The organism is Phyllobacterium bourgognense, assembly GCF_003337575.1.
Classification (GTDB): domain Bacteria; phylum Pseudomonadota; class Alphaproteobacteria; order Rhizobiales; family Rhizobiaceae; genus Phyllobacterium; species Phyllobacterium bourgognense.
In genome coordinates, this window is the sequence record NZ_QPJM01000003.1 from 96,329 (window position 1) to 111,316 (window position 14,988).

The 14,988-nt window shown below is 56.6% G+C and carries 17 protein-coding genes; 8 read left to right on the top strand and 9 right to left on the bottom strand.

Going from position 1 to position 14,988, the window contains the following annotated elements:
* The first annotated feature begins 46 nt into the window (after window positions 1-46).
* The 4 genes from C7476_RS06775 to C7476_RS06790 are packed head-to-tail and all read left to right on the top strand — an operon-like array spanning window position 47 to window position 3,200.
* A complete protein-coding gene (locus C7476_RS06775; RefSeq protein ID WP_114429143.1) occupies window positions 47-1,543 on the top strand; it encodes a leucyl aminopeptidase in 1,497 nt (498 codons plus the stop codon).
* A gap of 55 nt (window positions 1,544-1,598) precedes the next feature.
* Window positions 1,599-2,048, top strand: coding sequence for a DNA polymerase III subunit chi (locus tag C7476_RS06780; RefSeq protein ID WP_114429144.1), 450 nt, complete (start codon window positions 1,599-1,601; stop codon window positions 2,046-2,048).
* A gap of 10 nt (window positions 2,049-2,058) precedes the next feature.
* Window positions 2,059-2,652: a hypothetical protein gene (locus C7476_RS06785; protein ID WP_114429145.1), complete on the top strand. Its 594-nt coding sequence runs from the start codon at window positions 2,059-2,061 to the stop codon at window positions 2,650-2,652.
* Window positions 2,649-3,200 carry a GNAT family N-acetyltransferase gene (locus tag C7476_RS06790; RefSeq protein ID WP_114429146.1) on the top strand — a complete coding sequence of 184 codons (552 nt, stop codon included), beginning with the start codon at window positions 2,649-2,651 and terminating at the stop codon, window positions 3,198-3,200. The genes C7476_RS06785 and C7476_RS06790 overlap by 4 nt, the downstream gene beginning before the upstream one ends.
* On the opposite strand, the gene C7476_RS06795 is transcribed toward C7476_RS06790, so the two are convergent.
* Window positions 3,179-3,814, bottom strand: coding sequence for a helix-turn-helix transcriptional regulator (locus C7476_RS06795; protein WP_245426189.1), 636 nt, complete (start codon window positions 3,812-3,814; stop codon window positions 3,179-3,181). The two genes, C7476_RS06790 and C7476_RS06795, sit on opposite strands and share 22 nt — an antisense overlap.
* 117 nt (window positions 3,815-3,931) lie before the next feature.
* Here C7476_RS06795 and C7476_RS06800 point away from each other — a divergent pair, with 117 nt between their 5' ends.
* Together C7476_RS06800 and C7476_RS06805 are read left to right on the top strand one after the other, a co-directional pair.
* On the top strand, window positions 3,932-5,368 hold the full coding sequence (locus C7476_RS06800; protein WP_114429147.1) for an MFS transporter: 1,437 nt from the start codon (window positions 3,932-3,934) through the stop codon (window positions 5,366-5,368).
* Window positions 5,369-5,396: 28 nt separating this feature from the next.
* Window positions 5,397-6,041: a GNAT family N-acetyltransferase gene (locus C7476_RS06805; RefSeq protein WP_181872370.1), complete on the top strand. Its 645-nt coding sequence runs from the start codon at window positions 5,397-5,399 to the stop codon at window positions 6,039-6,041.
* An 8-nt stretch (window positions 6,042-6,049) separates the two neighbouring features.
* Here the strand turns inward: C7476_RS06805 and C7476_RS06810 are convergent, their stop codons facing one another.
* Window positions 6,050-7,951 (bottom strand): ABC-F family ATP-binding cassette domain-containing protein, encoded by a 1,902-nt coding sequence (locus C7476_RS06810; protein WP_114429149.1) that lies wholly within the window; start codon window positions 7,949-7,951, stop codon window positions 6,050-6,052.
* Window positions 7,952-8,042: 91 nt separating this feature from the next.
* Window positions 8,043-8,555: a DinB family protein gene (locus C7476_RS06815; protein WP_114429150.1), complete on the bottom strand. Its 513-nt coding sequence runs from the start codon at window positions 8,553-8,555 to the stop codon at window positions 8,043-8,045.
* A gap of 66 nt (window positions 8,556-8,621) precedes the next feature.
* Here C7476_RS06815 and C7476_RS06820 point away from each other — a divergent pair, with 66 nt between their 5' ends.
* Together C7476_RS06820 and ndk are read left to right on the top strand one after the other, a co-directional pair.
* Window positions 8,622-9,314 (top strand): glutathione S-transferase family protein, encoded by a 693-nt coding sequence (locus tag C7476_RS06820; protein ID WP_114429151.1) that lies wholly within the window; start codon window positions 8,622-8,624, stop codon window positions 9,312-9,314.
* 97 nt (window positions 9,315-9,411) lie between these two features.
* The gene (gene ndk, locus C7476_RS06825) at window positions 9,412-9,834 is read left to right on the top strand and encodes a nucleoside-diphosphate kinase (protein ID WP_112527903.1); all 423 of its coding nucleotides are present in this window, start codon (window positions 9,412-9,414) and stop codon (window positions 9,832-9,834) included.
* 59 nt (window positions 9,835-9,893) lie between these two features.
* Here the strand turns inward: ndk and C7476_RS06830 are convergent, their stop codons facing one another.
* The 6 genes from C7476_RS06830 to C7476_RS06855 form a co-directional block, all read right to left on the bottom strand.
* The gene (locus C7476_RS06830) at window positions 9,894-10,331 is read right to left on the bottom strand and encodes an META domain-containing protein (RefSeq protein ID WP_114429152.1); all 438 of its coding nucleotides are present in this window, start codon (window positions 10,329-10,331) and stop codon (window positions 9,894-9,896) included.
* On the bottom strand, window positions 10,328-10,801 hold the full coding sequence (locus C7476_RS06835; protein WP_114429153.1) for a molybdenum cofactor biosynthesis protein MoaE: 474 nt from the start codon (window positions 10,799-10,801) through the stop codon (window positions 10,328-10,330). Before C7476_RS06835 ends, C7476_RS06830 begins: the two co-directional genes overlap by 4 nt.
* A gap of 3 nt (window positions 10,802-10,804) precedes the next feature.
* Window positions 10,805-11,059 carry a molybdopterin converting factor subunit 1 gene (gene moaD, locus C7476_RS06840; RefSeq protein ID WP_112527909.1) on the bottom strand — a complete coding sequence of 85 codons (255 nt, stop codon included), beginning with the start codon at window positions 11,057-11,059 and terminating at the stop codon, window positions 10,805-10,807.
* Between the two features lie 3 nt (window positions 11,060-11,062).
* Window positions 11,063-11,647: a CDP-diacylglycerol--glycerol-3-phosphate 3-phosphatidyltransferase gene (gene pgsA, locus C7476_RS06845; protein WP_114429154.1), complete on the bottom strand. Its 585-nt coding sequence runs from the start codon at window positions 11,645-11,647 to the stop codon at window positions 11,063-11,065.
* 207 nt (window positions 11,648-11,854) lie between these two features.
* A complete protein-coding gene (gene uvrC / locus C7476_RS06850; RefSeq protein WP_245426191.1) occupies window positions 11,855-13,963 on the bottom strand; it encodes an excinuclease ABC subunit UvrC in 2,109 nt (702 codons plus the stop codon).
* Window positions 13,960-14,727 carry an SDR family oxidoreductase gene (locus C7476_RS06855; protein WP_114429155.1) on the bottom strand — a complete coding sequence of 256 codons (768 nt, stop codon included), beginning with the start codon at window positions 14,725-14,727 and terminating at the stop codon, window positions 13,960-13,962. Before C7476_RS06855 ends, uvrC begins: the two co-directional genes overlap by 4 nt.
* Between the last annotated feature and the right edge of the window lie 261 nt (window positions 14,728-14,988).

The window sequence follows — 14,988 nt, forward strand, 5'->3', positions numbered from 1 at the left end:
GATCGATGATCATGAAAGTCACATTTTTGTTCAAACCGGAGATATCATGTCCAAACGCCCATCCATCAGTTTCGCAAAATATGCAGTCGTAGACAGCGGCACTGCGATCTTGCTTGTTCCCGCTGAAGGCAAAGCAGCTGCAGAAGCCGAATCTGTTGTCGGACAGGCATTGCTGTCGCGTATCATCGACGTCTCGGATTTCAAGGGAAAACTTGCAACGAGCCTCTCGACCCTTGCTCCAAATGGCACTGAACTGGAACGGCTGGTGCTTGTGGGTAGCGGCGATCCGGCCAAACTCAAGGGCGACGATTGGCTGAAAATCGGTGGCGCGGCATTTTCAAAAATCGGAAAATCAAAAAATGTCTCGGTGGTCCTTGCTTTGCCCGGCACGGAGATTTCAGCCGAAAACGCTGCCGATTTCGCCCTGGGCATACTTCTTCGCTCCTACACCTTCGATAAGTACAAGACAAAAAAGGGCAAAGACGAGAGCGAGAAGGAAGATAAATTCGTCGCCAGCGTCACCATTCAGGTAGCGGATCCTCACGCTGCCAAAAAGGCATTTGCGAATGCCGAAGCGGTGGCAGACGGCGTTATTCTTGCACGCAATCTGGTCAACGAACCTGCTAACGTTCTTGGTCCAGTCGAATTCGCGGAACGTGTCGAAGATTTGAAGAAGCTCGACGTCAAGGTAGAGATTTTGACGGAGAAGGACATGAAGAAGCTCGGCATGGGCTCGCTTCTCGGTGTCGCCCAAGGATCCACCCGTCCGGCTCGTATCGCGATCATGGAATGGCACGGCGGTAAGAGCAAAGACAAGCCGATCGCTTTCGTCGGCAAGGGTGTAACCTTTGACTCTGGCGGTCTTTCCATCAAGCCCGCTGGCGGCATGGAGGAAATGAAGGGCGACATGGGCGGTGCGGCCGCGGTAACCGGCCTCATGCATGCACTTGCCTCGCGCAAGGCCAAGGTCAATGTCGTCGGTGTCATCGGGATTGTTGAAAACATGATCAATGGTGATGCACAGCGCCCTGGCGATATCGTCACGTCCATGTCGGGCCAGACGATCGAAGTGCTCAACACCGATGCGGAAGGGCGCCTCGTCCTCGCCGATGCGCTTTACTATTGCAATGATCGCTTCCAGCCCAAATTCATGGTCAATCTCGCTACCCTGACAGGCGCAATCATGGTGGCTCTCGGCGTTTATCAGGCGGGGCTATTTTCCAATGATGACGCACTCGCCGCACAGCTCTTCGATGCCGGCCAGGCAACCGGTGAGAGGCTCTGGCGCATGCCGCTCGGCACCGAGTACGACAAACTCATCGACACCAAGAATGCCGATATGAAGAACATTGGCGGGCGTCACGGTGGGGCAATCATTGCCGCACAATTCCTGAAGCGCTTCGTCGGTGAAACGCCTTGGGCCCACCTCGACATTGCCGGCACTGCAATAGGCGCACCGACCAATGAATATAGCCAGTCCTGGGCCTCAGGCTACGGCGTTCGCCTTCTCGACAGGTTGGTTCGTGACAATTTCGAAGGGTAGAACTTAAAAAGGACTGGCTTGACGTGAGCCAGTCCTTTCACACAAGACTGCATTCATGACCGAAATCCTCTTCTACCATCTGACTGAATCGACGCTGGAGAGCGCATTGCCGGGTTTGGTCGAGCGTTCGCTTGATCGCAAATGGAAAGTCGTCATCCAGACAGGTTCCGAAGAGCGGCGAGACAGTCTCGACAATCATCTATGGACCTGGTCCGACGCCTCGTTTCTCGCCCATGCCACGGACCAGGAGCCTCATCCGGAGGAGCAGCCCATCATTCTGACGACGGGCCACGGCAACCCCAACAGCGCGACTGTGCGCTTTCTGGTCGATGGCGCCGAGCCGCAGAATGTCGAAGCCTATGAGCGGCTGGTTCTGATGTTTGATGGCCACGACCAGCAACAGCTGGAACAGGCGCGGGCGCAATGGAAACTGTTGAAAGAACAGGGTCACAAATTGACCTACTGGCAGCAGAACGCCGAAGGGCGTTGGGAAAAGAAGGCTTGAGAAACTGTTGATGCGTCCGCTTTTGCTACTCCTCTTGATCGCTGGAATTGGGCTGGGGATTGGATATCCTTGGGTGGTCGGCAATTTCTCGGGAGAAGAAATCGGCTCGTGGCGCGTCTATGATCGTCCCGGCCCCTACAAACCCGTCACCGTCACCTTGACTGCTGCCGACGCTCCGGTGCGCGCCTTCGTCGATATGCAGCCTTTGCGAAATTTCGTCCCCTCCATAGGGCGCTCGGCGCTGACAGCCGTCGTCACGCGGCAAGGCAAGGACGTTCTTGTCAGGACCTTGAACTACGAGAACAGCAAAGCGGCCAACAAGGGCTCACCGCAGGGCCCGCAGGTCTACCGCGACAGCATCGGCGATATCGATCCAGTCGAAGATGGCGACTATGTCTTCACCATCGGACCTGGCGATTTTGACGGCCTGGAGGTGGCGGAGGTTGATCTTGTCTTGCGCAAGGGCGCGGCCGCTGTCGACTGGCGAGCGATGCCGGCTGGCATCGCGCTGATTGTGATCAGCCTTTTTGGGCTCGTTCGCCTGAGACGCAGTCGCAAGGCAGCAGCTAGCAATGTGCCACCTCCGCCCAAGTGGGGCAGATGATGGTGGATCAGGCAGGGACCTTTCCAAAGATCCTTACCGAAAGACTTCGGCTGCGCCAATTCGAGCCAAAGGATGATGCCGGGCTCCACGCCTGTATTGGAGATGCAAATCTCGTGCGCTACTGGGATTTTTCTGCCTGCAAGAATATTCAGGAAACGCGGAGCTGGGTGCGAATGCTCGCCAAGACCACGTCACCTGATGAATCCATCGCTTGGGCAGTTGCCGAAAAGGACAGCGATAATTGCATCGGCATGGTCAATTATCATCACCGTGAGCCGCTCAATCGCCGGTTGGAGATCGGCTACATTCTTCGATCGGAATGGCACGGCCGCGGTCTTATGAGCGAAGCGGTCCAAGCCGTGATGTCCCATTGCCTCGGCAAGCTGAATACCCACCGCATCGCCGCGGTGATCCATCCGCACAATGCGCCGTCCATCAGGCTGGTGACACGACTTGGTTTCACATGCGAGGGCGGTCCATTGCGCGACTACTGGCGGGTCGGCAACAATTATATGAGCCCCATGCTTTACAGCTTCATCGCCAACTGACGTCTCTCATCATGCTTTTCGACGATGCGGTAGGCGCAGCGCCGCGCACCTTTCAATATATGTTCGAAGCGTTTGACCTCGACATTCGGCCCAAGCGCCGCCTGAAACACCTCGAGCTCTGACCGGCACAATTTCTGGCAGGCCTTGGCTGCAACGCAGATAGGGCAGTGATTCTCGATCAGGACAAGATCGCCGCCTGCGTCGCGGCTGACTTCGGCCATATAGCCCTCCGCCGAACGAATTTCTGCAAGGTGTTGGACTTTCCCTCCTAGCGACGTAATCGGTTCCAACGCCGTGCGGTACTGTTCAAGTGTCGTTCTCTCACGATGGGAAATCAATTGGTCGAGCCCGGCATCACCAAAGACCGCTGACACCGACGCCAGAAGGTCCGCTGTCAATCCGGCGTGGTTGTCGGGGAACTGGGCATTTCCGGCGTTCGTCAGATGCCAGAAGCGCTTGGGCCTGCCGACGCTCTCCCGGCTATCTTCGAAAGCCACAAGACCGTCTTCATACAGCCGTCCCAGCATCTGGCGGGCTGCTACAGCAGTAACGCCAAGCCTGTCACCAAGGGCCGAAGCTGTTTGCGCTCCGGCCACTTTCAGCGAATAAAGCATGCGATTTGTCGTGCGATCCTGCATGGACATAAGATAGCAAGAAAAATTTAAAAAGCTATTGCTTGTTTTATTAGGAGGCATATAAAAATATAAAACTTGTTAAATTGAGGAAATGCCATGCACGAGACGACAGAAGAAACCGGCAGTACCAGCTGGTCGGAGCTCCTGAGCCCTTCATATTCGGCGGCGACCCTGACGCTATGCCTTGGCGTCGCGCTGTTCGCCTTCAATGGTTTCCTGGTTTCCACATCTCTCCCGACGGCAGTGCGTGAAATCGGCGGACTTGAGCTGATTTCGTGGGCTTTCACCCTTTATCTCGTCCTTTCCATTGTCGGCGGCGCCAGTGGCGCATTGCTAAAGGCCCGAGTAGGCGCGAGGATGGCGCTGGTGGGCGCCGCGCTGGTATTTCTGGCGGGCACGCTCATCGCGGCCTTCGCCGGTTCGATGACCGAAGTCCTGATCGGGCGTGCGTTCCAAGGACTTGGCGAGGGTATTATTGCCGCGATTTGCTACGCACTCATTCCCGAACTTTTCCCGTCGCGGCTTGTCGCCAAGGTTTTCGGTGCCGAAGCCGTCGTTTGGGCCGTTGCCGCCTTTGGTGGGCCGTTGGTCTCGGGGCTGCTCACGGAACATCTGTCATGGCGCGCCGCGTTCCTCGTCAATGTGCCTTTGGCCTTTATATTCATCGCACTGGTTTTTTATATCGTGCCTAGGTTTTCCGGTGAGATCGCACGCCTGTCCGTGCCGTTCCTGCGGCTTTCGGCCATCGGTTTCGGTATCATGCTGGTCGCCTTTGCCAGCATCATGCAGACGGTTACGACGGAAGTGTTGTGCGTCCTGGGCGCCGCAGCGGTTCTGGCCTCGGTAGTGGTCGTCGACCGGCGCAGCCGCACACCGCTCTTTCCATCCGATGCCTTCGCTTTGAATTCCACTGTCGGCATTGGCCTATGGATTGTCCTGCTCATGCCGGTTGCGCAAGCCTCCACGTCCGTTTACCTGGTCATGACCCTGCAGAACCTCTGGGGTTACGGCCCGACAAAGGCAGGTGCCTGCAATGCCACGTTCGCCATTGCATGGAGTACCGTTGCCATCCTCGTTGCCAACATACAGGACCAGCGTCGCCGTGCATGGTTGATCCGGCTCGGACCGACGCTGCTCGTCGCAGGCCTCGCCACAATCGTCTTCGGCTTCTTCGTTGATAGGCCGCTGGTCGTAATGCTGGGTCAGATCGCCATTGGCACCGGCTTCGGCGTCAGCTGGGGTTTTCTCAGCCAGTCGGTCATGGAATCAGCGCGAAGCGGCGAACGTGATCGCGCCTCGGCCCTGTTGCCGACCCTGCAATCCGTTGGTTATGCGATCGGCGCCGCTCTCGCTGGTCTCGTTGCCAATGCCGTGGGCTATCCTGAAGCCACGACACCGGTGGCCCTGCGCGACGCCACGATAATTGTCTTTGCCGCTTCGACCGTCATCGGCGTTGGTGCGTTCGTAGCCGGCTTCGTCTTGCCAACGCGCAAGAAAAATCTGCTGGCGATTGAGTTGCGGAAGCAGCTATAGAATCTGCATGTCAGCAAATGAGAAAAATTTGAAAGCGGATCCTGCAATAGTCAGAATCTGGGTGGAAGGGTGGGCGCTAACCCGTCAGGTAGCGCCACCCATTTTCGAGAACGGGGGCTATCGTGTCGAAGTCGGCCTTCCGGACCAGTTGAGGCGCTATGTTTTCTCAGAATATTCCGATTGGGTCCGTCAGCATGCCGAGGCCATTTCCGAGCCCGCGATCTTTCTGAAGGTCTGTGCGCCGCCGGCGTTTGTCCAGCCGAATCTGCCGGCGCGTTGGCATATCCAATCTCCCGCATTCATGATGTTGCTGTCCGGCCGCATGCAAGGCGAAACCACCTCTTTGCCGGATGGCTTTGTATATGACCATCAGGTGTATGACGGCGTAACCATCGTCAATGTCCTTGATAGGGGCGGGGAGGTCGCAGCCACGGGAAGGATCGGATTTCCTGGGGAATTGGCCGTTTATGACCGGATAAGTACCCATGAGAACCATCGTCGCAAGGGGCTCGGCCGGTCTGTCATGAAACGGCTGGAAATGCTTTCTCGAGAAAAAGGCATACAGCGCGCGGCACTCGTGGCAACGCCCGATGGCCGTGCACTCTATGAACCGCTCGGCTGGCAGTTACATTGCCTCTACACGACCGCTGTTATTCCAAAGCCCGGTGCTTGAAACTGGCGCTACTGCGCCAGCTCGGTCATCGCCTCTTCATATTCGCCGGAAAGTGTCAGCCACTCTTCTTCCGCGCGGGCGAGCGAAGATTTGGCATAGCCGATTTCCTTGCCGATCTGCGTCGCCTTGGCCGGTTCGCGCGTATAGATGACCGGATCGGCGAGTTGTATCTGCAGCGAGTCGATCTTCTTCTGGAAACGGTGCACCTGTGCCTCCGCTTCCTGGATTTTCTTTTGCAAAGGCTTCAAAGCTTCACGCTTCTGCGCGGCAAGCTTGCGTTGCTCGGCCTTGCTCAGTTTCTGGCCTTCTTCCACAACGATCTTGTTGCCTGACCGCTCGGCTTTCGCATCGGCCAAAACCAGCGAGCGATAGGCATCGAGATCGCCATCATATGGCGCAACGCTGCCATCGCGCACCAGCCAAAGCCGGTCCATGGTCGCTTCGATCAAATGTCTGTCATGGGCGATCAGGATGACGGCGCCGTCGAAATCGTTCAGCGCGTGCATCAGTGCTTCACGGCTGTCGATGTCTAGATGGTTCGTCGGCTCGTCGAGGATGAGCAGGTTCGGACCCTGGAAGGTGGCAAGACCCATCAAAAGCCGGGCTTTTTCGCCGCCGGAAAGGTCTTTTGCCGCCGTGTTCATCTTCACCGTGGCCAGGCCCATGCGGGACACGCGGGCGCGTACCTTGGATTCGGGCGCATCCGGCATCAATTTGCGCACATGCTCGATCGCATTGTCCTCGGGGATCAGATCATCGAGCTGATGCTGGGCAAAGAACGAGATTTTCAGGTTCGGCGCCACGGTCATCTTGCCCTTCTGCAAGGGCAGGCGACCGCCGATCAGCTTGGCCAGTGTCGATTTACCATTGCCGTTCGACCCGAGCAGGGCAATGCGGTCATCCGCATCGATACGCAAATTGAGATGTTTGAGAATGGGTTTGCCCGGTGTGTAGCCGACCTCACCGCTTTCAATGGCAATGATCGGCGAAGCAACCACTTTTTCCGGTTCCGGAAAATGGAATGGCATTACGTGGTCTTCGATATGGGCCGAAATCGGCTTCAGCTTCTGCAGTGCCTTCAGGCGGGACTGCGCCTGCTTGGCCTTGGATGCCTTGGCACGGAAACGCTCGACGAAAGCCTCCATGTGGCTCCGTTGTGCCTCCTGCTTCACGCGCTGCTTCTGCTGCAATTCGAGAGCTTCACTGCGAAGCTTCTCGAACTGATCGTAATTGCCCTGCCAAAGCGTAAGCTTGGTCTGGTCAAGATGGATGATCGAGTTCACCGCCGAGTTCAGAAGATCGCGGTCATGGCTGATCAGTATCACTGTGTGCGGATAACGGCGCACATAATCCTCGAGCCACAGCGTGCCTTCGAGATCGAGATAGTTGGTTGGCTCGTCGAGGAGCAGCAAATCTGGCTCAGCGAAAAGGACCGCTGCGAGAGCCACGCGCATGCGCCAGCCGCCCGAGAATGATGAAGCCGGACGCTTCTGCGCTTCCGCGTCGAAGCCAAGGCCCGAGAGGATCGCACCGGCGCGCGCTTCGGCAGAATGCGCATCGATATCCGCAAGCCGAATATGGATATCGGCGATACGGTGCGGGTCGGTGGCTGTCTCGGCCTCTGCAAGCAAGTCAGTGCGCTCGGTATCGGCGGCAAGCACGATCTCGATCAGGGAATCCTCGGTGCCCGGTGCTTCCTGCGCCACCTGACCGATCTTGATGTTCTTCGGCAGGAAGAAATCGCCAGTTTCCGCGTGAAGCTCACCGGTGATAACCTTGAACAGCGTTGATTTGCCCGCGCCGTTACGCCCGACCAGGCCCGCTTTCGTGCCGGATGGCAGGTTCAGGCTGGCGTGGTCGATGAGCAGGCGGCCGGCCATACGCACGGATATATCGTCGAGAATAAGCATGGCCGCGCTTTTGCACGGGAAATGGCTTTTCCGCAAGACTGTACTGTTGCATATCTGCCGTGCGCTTGAGGTAAAGAGACGTCACAACACCTTATGAATAAGGTCTGCCTTCTTCTGTCCGCTGGAACTGGATGAGATCGAAGGACGGAACAGCTTTGCCGAGCGCAGTCAAAATGGCGTGCGCCTGACCGCGATGGTGCGTCTGGTGATTGAAGAGATGCGCCAATGCCGGCGCAAGACGCTGACTGATCGTCCGCATGTCGCTAACCGTCGTGTAGGTAAAGCGCCCGGCAATATCCGAGCTGTCCAGGCCGTCGATCCAGCTGATGATACGCGCGTCCTCTATTTCTCGTGCAGCCTTCAATGCGTCCAGTTTTTCGAACAGGATCGCATCCAGCGTTTTTGGGGCATCTCCTTGGCCGGTGAAGCGATAGAGCCAGATACGATCGGTCACCAGCAGATGGTTCAGGGTGCCCTGCAGCGAAGTGAAGAATGCCCGCATGTCGCGCCGGTATTCTTCGTCATCGAGGTCGGCTGCCGCGGCATAGAGCCGTTGGTTGACCCAGCGGTTATATGCGGCAAGCATCCTGAAATGCTGTTCCATCACGTTGACTTTCTGTAAATAAAGGTCAGTATTATTGACATAATAACCGAAGAAGGAGCAGTTGCGATGGCAATCATTTTGCACGAGCTTGTCGGCACTGATCAAGGCCGTCCTTTCAGTCCACACTGCTGGAAAACAGTGATGTCATTGGCGCACAAAGGTCTGCCATTTGATCGCAATCGCGTTTCCTTTAAAGAGATACCGAAACTTGAGAACGGCTATTCCGCCAAAGTGCCGATAATCCGCGATGAAGACAAGCTTATAGCGGATTCCTTTGCGATCGCTCTCTATCTGGAAGATAGATATCCGGACCGTCCTTCGTTGTTCAAGGGGGAGGGCGGACGCGCTATGGCCCGTTTTGTCGAGGGCTGGTCGCAGATGATCATCCACCCTTTCATCAACGTAGTGATCCTGATGCCGGTGCACGATCTGCTTGACACTCCTAACCAAGCCTATTTCCGCGAAAGTCGTGAAAAGATTTTTGGCCGGACCCTCGAGGATGTAGCAGCGACGCGCGATGCGAAACGCGAAGCGTTTACTGCAAGCCTTGAGCCCATCCGCAAGACACTGCTATCCCAGCCGTTCATTGGTGGTGAAAGCCCCTTGTTTGCCGACTACATTGTCTTCGGTGCCTTTCAATGGGTTCGCGTTTTGACATCTTACAAACTGTTCGATGCCGGCGATCCCGTGCAGGACTGGTTCGAGCGTTGTCTCGATCTGCATGGCGGTGTTGCACGCGAGATCAAGGCTGCTGCGTAAGCTGCCATAAGAGGGATTGGCAAATGGTCTATTGGCAAATGGGCCTGCTCCCGCTATAGAGCCGCCACCATTCCCCCAAATGACAAGGTTTCATTCCATGGCAATTGAACGCACTTTTTCGATGATCAAGCCCGACGCGACCCGCCGCAATCTGACCGGTGCCATCACCCAGAAGTTTGAAGAAGCCGGCCTTCGCGTTGTTGCTTCCAAGCGCGTCTGGATGAGCCGCCGCGAAGCCGAAGGCTTCTACGCTGTGCACAAGGAACGTCCATTCTTCGGCGAACTGGTTGAGTCCATGTCCTCGGGCCCGACTATCGTTCAGGTTCTCGAAGGCGAGAATGCCATTGCCCGCAACCGTGAAATCATGGGCGCGACCAACCCGGCCAATGCCGACGAAGGCACGATCCGCAAGATTTTTGCACTCTCCATCGGCGAGAACTCGGTTCATGGTTCCGATGCCCCCGAGACTGCTGCAGAAGAAATCGCCTACTGGTTCTCCGGTACCGAAATCGTCGGCTGATACTCTGCTATGCGAATAAAAAAGCCGGGCCAAGATGCCCGGCTTTTTTATTGGATCAATCAGTTTTGCTGCGCCAGCTGGGCGATGGTTTTTCCGGCGTCGTCGTGCAGAAGCAGTTTGCCGGTGTCGGCATCGATAGCGTGGGACCGCGTCCGTTCAAGTGCGGAAAAGAATTTTTGTTCCTGATCCATCAGGGCAGGCGGACACATCATGCGGGTTGCAGCCGCCGGTTTGAAAGAGAGGTTGGACCCATCGATCGTGGCGCTGGTCGTGAAGCGATTGCAACCGCCCGATCCGTTCGCAGATCCGTCGGCATTGATCGTCAGCGTCGTTTGCGCATTATCGATGACACCGCGCCCGTCGATGTCTTCGGCAAGCCAGGTCACATTCCTGATCTCGCCTCCCGGTTCGTCACTGCGAGCGGAAAGTGACAAAACCAGCAATACCAGGACGGCGAGAAAGCCGATGATGAGTGAACCAACTGCGACACGGTTCATTTGGTTTTTTCCCAGCGTTTGAGTGCTTCCTCGTCGGTTGCCTTCGCCTCGACCCAGTCGCTGACCTCACCACTGACGAGATGCTGCTTCTTCCAGAAAGGCGCGGCATTCTTCAGATAGTCCATCAGAAACGACGAAGCCTCGAAAGCCGCCTGCCGGTGAGCGGAGGCAGCGACGACAAGGACGATGTTTTCACCAGGTTTGATAAAACCGTAGCGGTGGACGACGGTGAGGCCCGTTAAACTCCAGCGGTCCAGGGTTTTCTCGGCGATACGGCCAATTTCGACCTCCGCCATGCCTGGATAGTGTTCGATTTCAAGCGCTGCCAGCGCCCCGGCCTCATCGCGGCAAAGACCACTGAATGTCACCACCGCGCCGATGCCGCGGCGGTCCCTGGTCATCCGGTCAATTTCGGCGGCTGTATCGAAATCCTCAGCCTGGATGCGGATGAGTGGTTCGACCGTGCTCATGCCTCATCCCCCGGTCATCGGCGGGAAAAGCGCAATCTCGTGTGCGCCCTTGATCGGTGCATCGTGCTCAACATGTTCCTGATTGATCGCGACGCGGATCACATCCTGGTATTCAAGCGCTGATTCATATTCTTCACCGCGGGACTTCAAATGGGTCAGAAGGTCATTCACCGTGACGATCGAGGGTTCAAGGTCGAGATATTCCTCGCCCTTGCCGATCCGTTCACGCACCCATGCGAAATAGACGAGTTTGGTCATTGGTCAATCCACCACGTGTTTCAGCCCGGCCCGGAAATAATCCCAGCCAGTGTACAGCGTTATCAATGCTGCAATCCACAATAGAATAATCCCCAATATGGTGATCACCGGGACGATTTGGTCGCCGGCAGGTCCCGCCAGCAGAAATGCGATGGCAACCATCTGAATAGTGGTCTTCCATTTGGCAAGCTGGCTTACCGGCACGCTGACCTTGAGTTCCGCCAGATATTCACGCAGGCCGGATACCAGGATTTCGCGGCAAAGGATGATAATGGCAGCCCAGAGCGACCAGCCAGCGATCGTTCCATCCGCCGCCAACAGGAGCAGGCAGGCAGAAACGAGCAGCTTGTCTGCGATCGGATCGAGCATGCGGCCGATGGTCGAGGTCTGCTTCCAGATGCGCGCGAGATATCCATCCAGGAAATCGGTTATACTGGCGGTGGCGAAGATCGCCAGAGCGCCCCAACGTGCGGCGTCGCTGGATTGCAGGCGTCCTTCCAGAAAGAAGCACACCACCACAAGAGGGACGGCGATTATTCGGGCATAGGTCAGGATATTCGGCAGGGAGTAGGCGTTGTTTTTGCGCATATTTTCAACCAATCAAAGCGAATGACCCCAAAAACCGTCCGTGGTTTTTGGAAAGGATCATGCGCCAAACAAAAAAGCTACTGGTCATTTATGCGTCCAATCGGACACACGTCCAGTAGTGCCGATCAAAAGGGTTCGACCGCCAAACGTCAAGCTCATCAATTGGGAGTCGGGCGCATTTATGTCCCGATTACAATCGTTAGAGTCCTATGTACGAAAGTGATCGCGAATTGTAATAGCCATCGCTTCAGATATACCGTCGACCTTCATCAAATCTTCGACAGCCGCCCGCGAAACCGCCTTTGCTGTGCCAAACTGATGCAACAAAGCGCGCTTGCGCGAAGGACCGATTCCCGCAATTTCATCCAGCGGATTCTTTACCATCTCTTTCTTGCGCTTGGCCCGGTGCGTGCCGATAGCAAAGCGGTGTGCCTCGTCGCGCAGACGCTGCAGGAAATACAGGACGGGATCGCGTGGTGGAAGCGTAAAGGAGGGCTTACCCTCCATGAAAAATCGTTCGCGCCCTGCGTCGCGATCGACGCCCTTGGCGACGCCGATGGCGGTGACCTTGTCGGCAATGCCCATCTCCTGCAGGATGCCGCGCACGGCGCTCATCTGACCTTGACCGCCGTCGATAAGGATTATGTCGGGCCAAGCCGGGAAAGCATCGGAATCATCGTCGAATTCATCGATTTCCACATCTTCCGCCGGCGCATCCTTCGCTTCGGGCGTACCGTGCTCTTTGACCAGCCGGCTGAAACGCCGCTCGATCACCTCGCGCATCATGCCGAAATCATCGCCAGGCGTAATCTCGGTCGAGCGGATATTGAACTTGCGATACTGGTTTTTGACGAATCCTTCCGGGCCGGCCACGATCATCGCGCCAATAGCGTTGGTGCCCATGATATGAGAGTTGTCGTAAACTTCGATACGCCGCGGTGTCTTCTCCAGCCCGAATGTCTCGGCCACGCCCTTGAGCAGGCGCGATTGAGATGACGTCTCTGCCAACTGGCGGCCAAGCGCTTCGCGTGCATTGCTGAGAGCGTGCTCGACCAGATCGCGTTTCTCGCCGCGCTGCGGAACTGTGATCGTCACCTTGCGATCCGATTTCGCCGTCAGTGCAACGCCAAGCAATTCCTGATCTTCGACCGTTTCGGAAAGCATGATCAACGCCGGGCAAGGCTTGTCGTCATAGAACTGCGACAGGAATGCGCCGAGAACTTCGGCCCCTGAGAGCGACGAATCCGCCTTGGGGTAATAGGCGCGGTTGCCCCAGTTCTGGCCAGTGCGGAAGAAGAACACCTGGATGCAGGTCACGCCACCGTCCTGATAGATGGCGAAAACGTCGGCTTCCTCCACCGATTGCGGATTGATGCCCGAATGCGCCTGAACGTGTGACAGCGCCGACAGGCGATCGCGATATATGGCTGCCCGCTCGAAATCGAGATCTGCCGAAGCCTCGCGCATCGCATCCGACAAATGCGTCTTCACCGCCTGGCTTTTGCCTGAAAGAAACGCTTTGGTTTCGCTAACCAGTTCATCATAGTCAGCTTCGCTGATCTCTCCGGTGCAAGGACCGGAGCATCGCTTGATCTGGTAGAGCAGGCAGGGGCGCGTGCGGTTTTCGTAGAAGGAATCCGTGCAGGTGCGCAGAAGGAATGCACGCTGCAGAGCATTGATCGTGCGGCCGACCGCGCCCGCTGATGCGAAGGGTCCGAAATAGTCGCCTTTGCTCGAGCGCGCGCCGCGATGCTTGAAAATACCAGGCGCAAGCCGCCGGTCAGTCTGCTTGGGTGCCGTGAGAAGGATATAAGGAAACGACTTGTCGTCCCGCATCAGCACATTAAACCGCGGCCGCAAGCGTTTGATCAGATTGGCTTCCAGAAGCAGTGCTTCCGTCTCCGTGCGGGTGACGACGAACTCCATCTTCATGGTTTCGCGGATCATCCGCGCGATGCGGTTATTATGGCCCTGACCGCGGGCATAGTTGGAAACGCGCTTCTTCAGGCTGTGCGCTTTACCGACATAGAGCACGTCGCCAGCTTCGTTGAACATGCGATAGACGCCCGGCTTGTTTGGCAAGCGCTTGACCAGCGCAGCGATCACGTCGGCGCCGCTGGTTCCGTCGCTGACAATCGTCGAATCCCATTCGATTGCACTGATCAGTGCCGCTACGTCCCGCACAGGTTCGCTGCTTTCCTCGATTGGTTCGTCCAGATCCTCATCGACGGGCAAATCGATATCGTCTTCTTTCACATCTTTCACATCGTCGGAAAGAAGCTGTTTCGGGCTGGACTGATTTGCCGGATCGTTCATTCTGCTATTCCTGAGACATCCGGCGTCTGCCATGCGAGATGCTGCCCGCCGTCGAGAGCGATCATTTGCCCCGTAATAGATGGTGTTTCCCATAGATAGCGGATCGTACGGCCGAATTCTGACAGATCGGGCCCATGTTTCAAAAGGAGCGTGCTCACCTGCCGATCGAAGTCGGCCTGGCTTTGCCTGTCACTCGGCATGGTTGGCCCAGGTGCGATACCGTTGACGCGGATCCGTGGTGCGAGAGCCTGGGCAAGCGTCTGCGTGGCAGTCCACAGCGCTGATTTGGACAGGGTATAGGATATGAATTTCGGCGTAAGCTTCCAGACACGCTGGTCGATCATATTGACAACCAGACCATCCTTGCCTGCTGGCAGCGCCCCAGCCATCGCATCCGCAAGCAGGACGGGTGCCTTGACGTGGACGGCGAAATGCCGGTCCCAGATTGTGTCATCGGACAGATTACCGATGCCGTCTTCCTGAAAAATCGAAGCATTGTTGACGAGCAGTTGCACAGGCCCGAGTTGATCCTGTGCGTCGCGAACAAGGCGGCGCACTGCATTGCAGTCGGCGAGATCGGCCTGCACCACGCAAGCGGTGCCACCCGCCGCATAGATGTCCGTCAAAAGCTCTTCGCCCTCGTCGTGGGAATGATTGCAGTGGATCGCCACGGCAAAGCCATGTGCAGCCAGATCCTGGACAATCGCCTTGCCGATCCGCTTTGCGCCACCGGTTACAAGAACAACGGGCTGATCAGTCTTCAAGTGGTGGGCTCCTTCATGCGGCGATTCAGTCACGAATATAGGGATCGCAGCATGAAAGCGCGAGAGTGAAAGGCCGCAACAGCGTCAGTAGTGAACAGATGCAATCGATCATCGAAGTTCATCTGCACCAGGTCGGGCGCAGTTCGAATAGCGTCACAAAATCCTCCTGGAGTTTAAGACGAACGCAAATTTTAAGCGCTGATTAAGTTTACTATATTGCGCTGCAATATCGAGAGACTGCCGGCCAAATTTTCCTCTAGT